The organism is Chryseobacterium sp. X308, from assembly GCF_020733145.1.
Taxonomy (GTDB): Bacteria; Bacteroidota; Bacteroidia; order Flavobacteriales; family Weeksellaceae; genus Chryseobacterium; species Chryseobacterium cupriresistens.
This window is the reverse complement of the sequence record NZ_JAJFZH010000016.1, coordinates 117,354-128,151: the sequence shown is the minus strand read 5'-3', so window position 1 is coordinate 128,151 and position 10,798 is coordinate 117,354. Positions and strand designations below refer to the sequence as shown.

The following is a 10,798-nucleotide window of genomic DNA, read 5'->3' as shown; positions in this document are numbered from 1 at the left end:
ATCAAATTGTCTGAATTAAAGGAATCCTAAAGACTCTAATAAAGGAGGCTGGATTCCTACGGAATGACACAATTGGAAAGAAGGGGCACAAATGAAAAAGAAAGACGCCAGTTAAACCATAGCACAAGTTTACACACGATTGAAAGATCATTACCCCTGTTCAGCCTAAAATTATTCATTCTTACAGCTGATCATTCTTTGCTTTCACTAGTATCGTTTATCCCAACTATTTGTCACTCCGCAGGAGCCTCAACAAAGTATTATCAAAAAACTCAGCAGTATTACTTTTGCTTTTTTGAACTCTTATGACTCTAATAAAGGAGGTTGGATTCCTACGGAATGACACATTGGAAAAAAGCGGAGCAAATGAAAGAGAAAGACCATTGGAACCAATAAATTACTCCACTGGAAAAGATAACCACGGAACCCGTATCCCGAACTCGTCAAATCATTTATAACGTATCAGTGATCGTTCATTCGTCATCCTAGCCCCGATAGGAATGGTTACCCCGCAGCTTGGGTTGGAAGGTGAATGGGTTAAAGTGTGGGAGTGCATGGGCGCGAGGAGTATGAATGGATAGCGGGAAACAGCTCCCGAAATTTTTGATGTCTGTATATGCTGATTAATAGAAATAAATGAGTAACCAAACGTCTTTTTGATAAGTGATATTTTTAATGGGTGAGCAACTTTATTCAATTACCAGAGATTTTTGTTTTTGTAATTTAAAATTGTGTAACTTAGTAAGGTAAAAACAGTTACGAATCTAAAAATATATACTATGAAAAAACATTTATTCCCTCTATTTTTACTGTTGTTAGGCGTAAATGCACAAGCACAACAGGATTTCTTTGCGATTACAGGAAAAGATACTCAGAGTATTACTTTCAATGATTTCCGGGCAATTGATGCAACTAATGGAACTTCAGGAGAGAAATTTTTTACTAGTGATTCTTCAGCAAAAGTGTTTTCACAAACGAAAAAAGGCATTGTAGCAGAGGACAGGAATTCTTATCATCATTCTCAATCTGTAACATTAGCAGCTCTTGCCTATGATTCTTCGAACAATAATCTGGTATACATGCCTATGTTTTCTTCGAATATCTATGTTTTGAATCCGAAGACAAAGGAAATCACATTAGTGGAAAATAAGGTGGCAAGAGTATCATCATGTGATATTAATTCTCATATTACCAGAATGGCAACCGGATATAACGGTAACATCTATGCTGTCAATAATGCGGGGACACAGTTTTTGGAAATCAGCAAAAAAGCAGGAGAATACACTGTGACTGATCTTGGAATTATTAAAGATGACCCTTCTAACGGAAGAAATTCTTTTACGGCTATGGAAACTGGTTTTGGCGGTGATATGATTGCTGACGCAGATAATAACTTCTATATTTTTGCTGCTTCAGGAAATGTTTTCAAAATTCTGACTAAAGATTTAAAAGCGCAATTTATAGGTAAAATTGCTGGCATTCCTGATAATTATTCCGTAAATGGTTCTGCTGTAAATGCTCAGGGGAAAGTGGTAATAGCAAGTGCAAAGGGAGGTGCTTTATACGAGGTAGATCTGACAACTTTGCAGGCTAAACAGCTTCCGGGAGAACAGGGACTTCATATCTACGATTTGGCAAGTAAATATTTTGCTAATGATAAATCTTCACCAGTAAATACTCTGGCTGCTAATCTTGATATTTATCCGACAAGAGTTGATGAACACTATATCAACGTTCATGTTAATAATAATTTAAAAGGTGCTGTTAAACTGAACATTTTTGATATGGCAGGTAAAAATGTAATGACTCAGAGTTTATCGGTGAAAAATGGCTCAATGGACGAAAAAGTATACCTTAAAGGATTGGTAACCGGAGCGTATATTGTAAATATTGCTGATGAATCAGGAAAAGTTATATTCAATAAAAAGATTTTAGTTACAAGATAATAGAGTGCTATAAATTAGCCTATAAAGACCTTTTCAAATTATTTTGAGAAGGTTTTTTAATGATTATTTGATATCCAATAAGTTTTATTTTTCGATATTAAAATGTACTTTTATAAAAAAATATAGATGAAACTATACTTTAATGTAGGATATATTGTAAATGCTGGAGAAAATTTGCAGCTGGTATTTGGTGAAGACGAGAATACCGTACATGTCCATACTATGTTTTATGCGGAGAATGGTTTATGGAAATGCGAAGTAGACTATTTTTCAAAACTCATTTCTTATCATTACCGGGTGGTGAATGAAAAAGGAAATGTATTAAGAGAAGAATTTGTGGGGCATCATTTGAGTTTTCCACATAATTATAAGGAGTTTATCATTTTTGATGAATGGAATAACAAAAACTTTCCTGAGAATTATTTAAATAATAAAATCCTTTACAATAAGCTGCACGATTTTATTCCCGAAAAAGTTACGGTTTTAAAAAAGCATACCCATCTGTTCAGGATAGAGGCCCCTATTTATAATAAGGATTGGAGGATTGTTCTTTTCGGAAGTACAGCATCACTGGGAAACTGGAGCTATGACAAAGTTGTTCATCTTAATCAGACAGATTTTGGAATGTGGGAAACTTCTGTTGAAATTCCGGAGAATGAATTTATCCAGTTTAAATATTGTATTTATGATACGAAAGAAAACAGGGTTATAGATGTAGAAACAGGAGAAAACAGATTTACAGTTGCCAATCCGCTGAGTGATGTGCTGCAGGTAGTTTCCAATCATTATTTTAGGTTTAAGGGATATCAGATGTATCATGATGCCGGTGTCGCAATTCCTGTATTCTCATTGAGAAGTGAGGAGGGATTCGGAGTAGGGGAATTTACAGACATTAAAAAACTGGCAGATTGGACAAAAGAAACCGGTCTTGGAATTATTCAGATTCTTCCGATCAATGATACAACAGCCAATTATTCATGGACAGATTCTTATCCATATGCAGCAGTATCTGTTTATGCGCTGCATCCGCAGTATATCTCTTTAGAAAACCTTGATTATTCTTTACCTAAAGAATTAGTTGATGACTATCTGTCTGAAAAAGAGAAATTAAACTCTTTGGATCTGATCGATTATGAAAAGATGATTGAAGGCAAATGGAAATACCTTACAGCTGTTTTCAACAAGGAAAAAGACAAAATTTACAAAGACAGAAATTTCAAGAAATTCATCAAGGATAATGAATACTGGCTTGTTCCTTATTCTGCATTTTGTGTTTTGAGAGACAAATATAAAACACCTAATTTCAACGAGTGGAAAACTCACAAAAAATATATTGCAGGAAAGATTTCACAGTTTTTTACAACGAAGAATAAAGACTATGATATTTCAATGCTTCATGCCTGGGTACAGTATCAGTTACATGTACAGCTGAAAGATGCTGTTGATTATACCCATAACCTGGGAGTTTCGTTGAAGGGAGATCTTCCCATTGGTATTTACAGATATTCTGTAGAAGCCTGGACAGAACCGGAATTATTCGGAATGGATTTTCAGGCTGGTGCACCACCTGATCAGTTTACTGAGTTGGGACAGAACTGGGAGTTCCCGACTTATAATTGGGAAGCCATGAAAGCAGACGATTATAAATGGTGGAAAAACAGGTTCAAAGCACTGGAACAGTATTTTGATGCCATGAGAATCGATCATATTTTGGGATTCTTCAGAATATGGAGAATGCCGGTTTCTGCTGTACAAGGAATTTTAGGATACTTTTACCCGGCTGTTCCTATTGTTTTGGATGAATTCAAGGCCTGGCAGATTCCGTTTAATTTTGACAGGTATTGTAAGCCTTTTATCAACAATAAGATCTTATGGGATTATTTTGGAGAAGAAAGCGCAAAAGCTCTTGAGTTGATGAACCGTAATGAAGATGGTACCTATGCTTTTAAAGAAGAATTTAATACCCAGAGAAAACTTGTTGACTTCTTTAAGAAAAAATCATACGGACCTATTGAAGAGAAATTGATTTCCCTTTGTGCCAATGTTTTGTTTTTACCGGAAGAAAGAAATGGGAAGACGGTTTACCATCCCAGATTTAATGTTTACAATACGGAGTCTTATCAATACCTTCCCGAATCGGAACAGAAAAGTATATATGACCTTTACCATGACTACTTCTTCAGAAGACAGGACCGCTTGTGGTTTGAAAAGGCCATGGAGAAACTTCCTGTTATCCTGAATGCTACCAAAATGCTGATCTGCGGTGAAGACCTGGGAATGGTTCCTGCCTGTGTACCTGTTGTAATGGACGAATTGGCCATCATAGCATTGAAAGTACAAAGAATGCCTTCTGAAAATATTCCGTTCTATAATCCTAAGAATGCAAACTATATGAATGTAGTGACAGCTTCTTCCCATGACAGTTCAACATTGAGACAGTGGTGGAAAGAAGATCCTGTATTGACACAGAAATATTACAATCAACAGCTGATACAATACGGAAAGGCACCTGAAGATCTCAATCCTCACCTGGCTGAAATCATTATGAAGCAGCATCTGTATAATGAGGCTATGCTTGCTATTTTCCCGATGCAGGAGTTTCTGGCAACAGATGATGAGCTTACCAATAAGAAAATGGACAACGAAAGAATCAACAATCCGGCGGTTTTTCCACATTATTGGCGCTACAGAATGCATATAAAACTTGAAGATCTGAAAGAGAAAACCTCTTTCAACAAGAAAATTGCACATTGGGTAAAAGATAGTGGAAGGGTGTAAATTTTATATCTGATTATCAGGTAGTTAAAAATATTTTAAAAGAAGTTTGATCTTATGATTTAACTTCTTTTTTTTATTTGTATCAAAAAGATAGAATTAAGATATTCTGCTATATATTAACCAATTAACGACTATAGAGATGAAAAAAATATTTTTGGGATTAGCTTTCGGGTTGGGCGTTTTGACGTCTGCTCAGCAATATCCGAATAATGGTTGGGATGATGACGGTTATTATCAGAATGAGGGAGGATATTACAGTGATGAAGATGACAGAAATTATTTTCCTGACGATTATTACTACAATTATCCTCAGGATTATTATCCAAATAATTATTACCAAAGCTATTATAACGACTACAGAGGAAGTATTATCAATATCGACTGGAACGGATTTTTCGTACAGAACAGATTAAGCAGATGGCAGGTAGACCAGATTATGAGATTGAATAATCTGTTTGCAAGCTTCACAGCATGGAATAATTTCTACAGATATAATCCGGACAGATGGTATTATGACAGGTTTTATGCATTGGAAAGAATTTTAGGACCAAGAGTATTTGTGGTTTTCCAGAATAACTATTACAGAGGTTCCAGCCCAATCGTATATTTCCAGAATTACAGAAGAACGTATTACGTACCGAGATATACGGTAATGCCTAGGTATAGAAATATTAATATCAACGTTTACAGGGTAGACCGCTCAAGATTCCGTAGAATGGATAATCCTACTTTTGATATTATCAGAAGAGGCAGCAGACCGGATAACGGTTTCAGAAACACGGGAAACAATGGAAATTCAGGAGGCTTCCGAGGTAATAACGGAAATAACAATAATTCCGGTTTCAGAAATGATAATAACGGTGGTTTCAGAAACAGTAACGGAGGTGGCTTCCGGGGAAATTCTGATAATGGAGGAAACAGAGGAAATAATGATAACGGAGGCTTCAGAAGTAATAATGGTGGCGGATTTAGAGGGAATAGTGAAGTAAGAAGAGAAGCTCCTAGAAGAGAAAACAATAGCGGATTCAGAGGAAACAATGGAGGAGGCTTCAGACAAAGATCTGAAAGTTCTGCACCTAGACAGGAAAACCGTGGTAATAGCGGTGGTGGTTTTAGAGGCAGTTTAGTAAAGAATTAATTTTCATATATTATATTTAAGTGGTGTGAAGGGCAGGTTTTTATAATCTGTCCTTTTTTTGTTGTTTTATTAATTTGTTTTTGTTAAAATTTAACATTATTTATGAATTCGTTAATTTAACTTGTGTTTTAATTCATTATCAAAAAGATATAATAGCAAAATAACAATTAATTAAATTTTAAAAAGATGAAAAAATTAGTTTTAGCAATAGCATTTATCGGAATGGGAAGTTTTGCAATGGCACAACAAACAACCCCTCAGGACAAACAGGCAAGAGCTGCTGAAATGAAGCAGAGAATGGAGCAAAAACAACAGGAACATTTAGACCAGATGCAAAAAGACCTTAATCTTAATGCTTCTCAGGTAGCTCAGATAAAGGTACTCCAGGATAAAAGAAAAGAGGAAATGAAGGCAGAGTTTGACAAGCATAAGGCAGACAGACAAGCTAAAATGCAGGAAATGCATGCCAAAAGAGCACAAATGGATGCTGATATGAAAAAAATCCTTACTCCTGATCAATATGATAAATGGCAGGCAGACAGAAAAGCTAAAGCAGAGAAAATGAAGATGGCTATGAAAGAAAGAAGAATGATGAAAAAGCCGATGAATACAGGAACTGCTGAAGTAAAATAACAGTTTGTAATTTTAGTTTTTTAATGTTTTAAGGGTGGATGTTTTTTCCATCCTTTTTGTATTAATTTTCTTTAAAACTTTTGATGTAGGGCTTTTATTCCCTATTTTTGAATATAAATTTAATACGTATGGTTAGCGAAAAAATTGCAAAATTAATTAACGAACAAATTGCCCACGAACAATACGCCGCTCAATATTATCTTTCAATGTCTGCATGGTTTTCAGGAAAAGATCTGGATGGAATTGCCAACTATTTCAGAGTACAGAGCAAAGAAGAATTGATGCACGCAGATAAAATGTTTGATTATTTGAATGATGTAGGAGGAGAAATTATCATTGGAGAAATTCCAAAACCTCCACATGAGTTCGAAAACGCAACGGATATTTTTGAGAAAGCATTAGCACATGAGAAAGTCGTAACTAAAAGTATTTTCAATATTGTAAAAAATGCAAACGACGAGGGAGATTTCGCAACAACATCATTCCTCCAGTGGTTTATCAACGAACAGGTAGAAGAAGAAGCGAGTGCTTCTCAATATGTAACAAAAATCAAAATGGTGTGCGATAATCCATCTGCATTATACCTTTTTGATCAGGAATTGTCACAGAGAGTATTTACTCCTGATACAACCGCTTAAGATTGAAAATTCTTCAAAATATAAAACCGTTATCCTTAAGAATAGCGGTTTTTTTGTTATGATAAAAGAATTATTTCCTATACGGCCGCCTTTGAATTCTGACAGCAGAAATAAAAACCACAGCTCCCAATACAAAACTTAGAAATAAAGAGTTGGCAATATTTTCAGCGGGCCCAAAATGGTGGTCATCCGGGGTAACGGGCGGGTCTAAGCAATCAACAATATTGTAAGTGACCACTGTCGTAAATAACATGATAATCAGGCTTATAAAAAAGGAGTTCAAGTATATTCTCATGGTTGGTTAGTTGTAAAACAAAATATAATCAAAGACTGTATGATTGTATTCGTCTTAGAATAAAAATACTAAAACCTTTTTATATTTGAACAATTTTTGTGAAAAATTGTTACAGTAATGTTTTGTAAATCTTTAGATTACAGATAAATGATCTGAGTTTTGAGTACTTTTTTGCCCAGACGTTCAAGAATGTTTTTATATCCTTCTACCTGCGCTTCATCTTTCGCTTTGGGTTCACCGGTTTTGAAATCTACAATTATATAATCTTCTTCACCCTTTAAAATACGGTCTGGCCTGAAAATATGGCTTTCTCCTCTTTCAGAGATCATGATATCTTTTTCGTTGATTACTTCCCATTTTTCATCAAAAAATTCTGCATACGTTCTGACAATTTCCTGTAATGTAATCTGAATTTCATTTTTTTCCTCCAGTGTAATCTGTCCTTCCAAAGCATAACCATCCAATACCTTCGATATATCCTTTTCCGTATTGATCTTCGATAAAAGTTCATGCACAAAAAGCCCGATTCTTACCTTTTCATTTCGTACCTGATAATTTTTAGACGGCGTAGCTATTTTGATGGATGTACTTTTTTCATTAACATTCTTCAGGTTCTGGATATTCTGGGTTTTAAAAGAAGAGCTTTTATCTTTAGAATATTTCTTCAGCATTTCAGGATTCACCGGGTAAACATCAAACTCGTCAGCCTGTTCAGGATTTTTTGTCTGAAGGAATTCCAGAAGCTCAAGATTATTAGAAGTCTTATTCGCCTTTTGCAGATAGAAAAACAGCTGTTCAACAGGCCTTGTAGTAGCCACGTATTGCAGACATAATCTGTCGATCAGGTTTTTATAAGAATTCTTTGTGTTGAAAAACAGAATTTCATCATCATAAGCTTCCAGGTTTTTACTGAACTGATTGATGTTGACCGATTTTAAAGCTTCATTTTCATTGGTATCAAACCAGTTGGTAAATTCACTGTCCCGGTTTTTGTTCATCATTGGGATAAAAACAATCGGGAACTCCAGTCCTTTAGACTTATGAATGGTCATGATCTGGACAGCGTCGATATTTTCCGAAGCCTGAATAGTGTATGAAGAAGCTTCTTCATCCCAGTATTTCAGAAACTCTTTGGTGCTGGCACCTGCGTTCTGCGTAAAGTTGAAAAGCATTTCCAGAAAGTTCAGTAAAAAGTCTGTCTCTTTGTTTTCAACAGAAAATTCGTTGATATAATATTCGATAAAATTATAAAGATTGAATCTCGGAAAGTTGTCCTGTTTAAGCTGCAACGAATATTTTTGCTGGATAAACTGCAGAATTTCTTCATGCCCTTCAATATCCAGAATCTCTTTCATACCCAATGTGAAATCCGGCATATGAATTTTTCCCAACGTATTCAGATGGTACATCATCATGATCAGACAATGTTTATTCTTAGGATTGAGCTCCCAGCGAAGAAATTCAATAACAGCTTTTAACGTATTGGAAAGTTCCAGTGTAAGGCCTTTATCAGAAATTGTTTTAATATTGGTTTCTTCTCCCTTGTAGCTGACTTTTAAAGCTCCCAGTTTCTGAGAATAACTGAAAATATCAAAATTTCCACGGCAAAGAATGGTGATGTCAGAAAACTTGAAACCATTATCCAGACATTCCTGGATATCTTTCCGCATCCTTTCTGAAGTATCATTGTAAAATTCTTCATTCGTAAGATTTTCGATCAGATTTACCTTTACGCGTCCATCCATTTGGGATTTTGGATTTTGCTCAGCATCTGCCCCGAAAATATTCTGATGTTCTTCCAGCAATCCTTCAGAATGAAAACGGTACAGTTCATTGTTGAATTGTACAATATTTCTGGCACTTCTCCAGTTATCCTTTAATACCAGAAGATCAGCTTCTTTAGGTGAAAATTCTTTTTTGTTGATGATATCCAGCATCAGTTTGCTTTCCCCGCCACGAAACCGGTAAATACTTTGCTTGGGATCGCCCACCAATGTAAATGACGTGTATTCTGTAGAAACACTGTGATCTCTCAGCGGAACAAAATTCTGCCACTGCAGTTCTGACGTGTCCTGAAACTCGTCAAAGAAATAATGCTGAAACTGTGAACCTACTTTTTCGTAAATAAAAGCTGAAGGTTCATTTTTAAGATTTTCATTGATCAGAATATTAAACTTGGAAAGTAAAACAAGATCATTTTCTTCCTCAATTTTTTGAAGCTCATCCTGAATATCTTTGTTTACCTTTAAAGGAAGAAGAGCAGATAAAACTTTCTCTTTCTTTTGGGTTTCAATATACAGAATGATAAGTTTCATTCTGTTGTCGAGAAGCTGATCCAGGATTTCGAAAATTTCAGACTCTTTATGTTTCGATTTTGAAGACGCTCCCTTTCTATAATTATTGATAACAGATTCTTCCTGCGTAGTAGGGAAAGGAAAACCAGCTCTTTTCTGTTGATAAAAATCGATAACCTTAGTAAAAAAGCCTCCGATTCCATTTTTACCCTGGGCAAAATCTTCAATATCAATATTTCTTGATCTGAATAATTCAATAGAACTTGCGGCAAGCTCTGCAGACTGTTTTTTATTGAGAACAATCTCTTTACGAAGCGTATTCTTTATATTCTCATAACTGGCATCGTCAAAGCTTTTATTGCTTTTCAGATGCTCGTAGTGAATATCCTTTACAAATTCCTTAGCCGAATCATAAAGATTTTTATTAAGATTGATCCTTTCATTGTTTTCAAGACTGTAGTCTACATAATCCATGAAAGAATTGGAAATAATTTCATTCTCACCAATTTGGTCCAGCATCTTATCAACGGCTTCTATCAGAAACGGTTCAGCTTCAATTTCAAGGTTAAAATTTTTAGCCAGTCCCAATTCATAGGAAAAACTTCTTACCAGCCTTGAGTTAAAACGGTCAATCGTTCCGATATTCAGTGTGGAATAATTGTGGAGAACATAATCCAGCATTTTTTTAGAACGCTGATGAAGGTCATCGATGGTAATTTTCAGACCCTGTTCTTCAAATGCTTTCTGGATGTTTTTCAGATCCGTATTCTCTGCATAATCTTTAGCTGAAAAATTTCCCAGCCACGATAAAATTCTTTCCTTCATCTCATTCGCTGCTTTATTGGTAAAAGTAAGCGCGAGAATATTCCTGATCGACTGCTGTTGATTAGGATAACGGAGACAGATCATCAGAAGCCTTTGTACCAGGGCATAGGTTTTCCCGGATCCGGCAGAAGCATTGATGACTGTATAAGAATTTTGCATTGTTAAAAGAGAATTGAGACTGCAAGTTAGCTAAAATTTAAAAGAAACTTTAACAATTTAATTACGCTATTTAACAGTTTACAAGGCAAAAA

Annotated in this window: 6 protein-coding genes; 5 read left to right on the top strand and 1 reads right to left on the bottom strand. The window is 35.3% G+C overall.

Features of this window, described 5'->3' with window-relative positions:
* Positions 1 to 779 precede the first annotated feature (779 nt).
* From LIV57_RS16790 to LIV57_RS16770, 5 genes are all read left to right on the top strand, one after another.
* Positions 780 to 1,946, top strand: coding sequence for a T9SS type A sorting domain-containing protein (locus LIV57_RS16790; protein WP_227943531.1), 1,167 nt, complete (start codon positions 780 to 782; stop codon positions 1,944 to 1,946).
* A gap of 126 nt (positions 1,947 to 2,072) precedes the next feature.
* Entirely contained in the window at positions 2,073 to 4,724 is a 2,652-nt protein-coding gene (locus tag LIV57_RS16785) for a 4-alpha-glucanotransferase (protein ID WP_227943530.1), read from the top strand.
* A 139-nt stretch (positions 4,725 to 4,863) separates the two neighbouring features.
* Complete coding sequence (locus LIV57_RS16780) at positions 4,864 to 5,862, top strand: hypothetical protein (RefSeq protein ID WP_227943529.1); 999 nt, start codon at positions 4,864 to 4,866, stop codon at positions 5,860 to 5,862.
* A gap of 186 nt (positions 5,863 to 6,048) precedes the next feature.
* Positions 6,049 to 6,495 carry a hypothetical protein gene (locus LIV57_RS16775; RefSeq protein ID WP_227943528.1) on the top strand — a complete coding sequence of 149 codons (447 nt, stop codon included), beginning with the start codon at positions 6,049 to 6,051 and terminating at the stop codon, positions 6,493 to 6,495.
* A gap of 128 nt (positions 6,496 to 6,623) precedes the next feature.
* Positions 6,624 to 7,133, top strand: coding sequence for a ferritin (locus tag LIV57_RS16770; protein WP_110010631.1), 510 nt, complete (start codon positions 6,624 to 6,626; stop codon positions 7,131 to 7,133).
* A gap of 432 nt (positions 7,134 to 7,565) precedes the next feature.
* Here LIV57_RS16770 and LIV57_RS16765 read toward each other — a convergent pair whose 3' ends face one another.
* Positions 7,566 to 10,706, bottom strand: a complete 3,141-nt coding sequence (locus tag LIV57_RS16765; protein WP_227943527.1) for a UvrD-helicase domain-containing protein — start codon at positions 10,704 to 10,706, stop codon at positions 7,566 to 7,568.
* Between the last annotated feature and the right edge of the window lie 92 nt (positions 10,707 to 10,798).

What these genes read in the sequence shown, in the direction of transcription:
- LIV57_RS16780 (WP_227943529.1), top strand. Translation starts at nt 4,864, where the DNA reads ATGAAAAAAATATTTTTGGGATTAGCTTTCGGGTTGGGCGTTTTGACG.
- LIV57_RS16790 (WP_227943531.1), top strand. Translation starts at nt 780, where the DNA reads ATGAAAAAACATTTATTCCCTCTATTTTTACTGTTGTTAGGCGTAAAT.
- LIV57_RS16765 (WP_227943527.1), bottom strand. Translation starts at nt 10,706, where the DNA reads ATGCAAAATTCTTATACAGTCATCAATGCTTCTGCCGGATCCGGGAAA.
- LIV57_RS16775 (WP_227943528.1), top strand. Translation starts at nt 6,049, where the DNA reads ATGAAAAAATTAGTTTTAGCAATAGCATTTATCGGAATGGGAAGTTTT.
- LIV57_RS16785 (WP_227943530.1), top strand. Translation starts at nt 2,073, where the DNA reads ATGAAACTATACTTTAATGTAGGATATATTGTAAATGCTGGAGAAAAT.
- LIV57_RS16770 (WP_110010631.1), top strand. Translation starts at nt 6,624, where the DNA reads ATGGTTAGCGAAAAAATTGCAAAATTAATTAACGAACAAATTGCCCAC.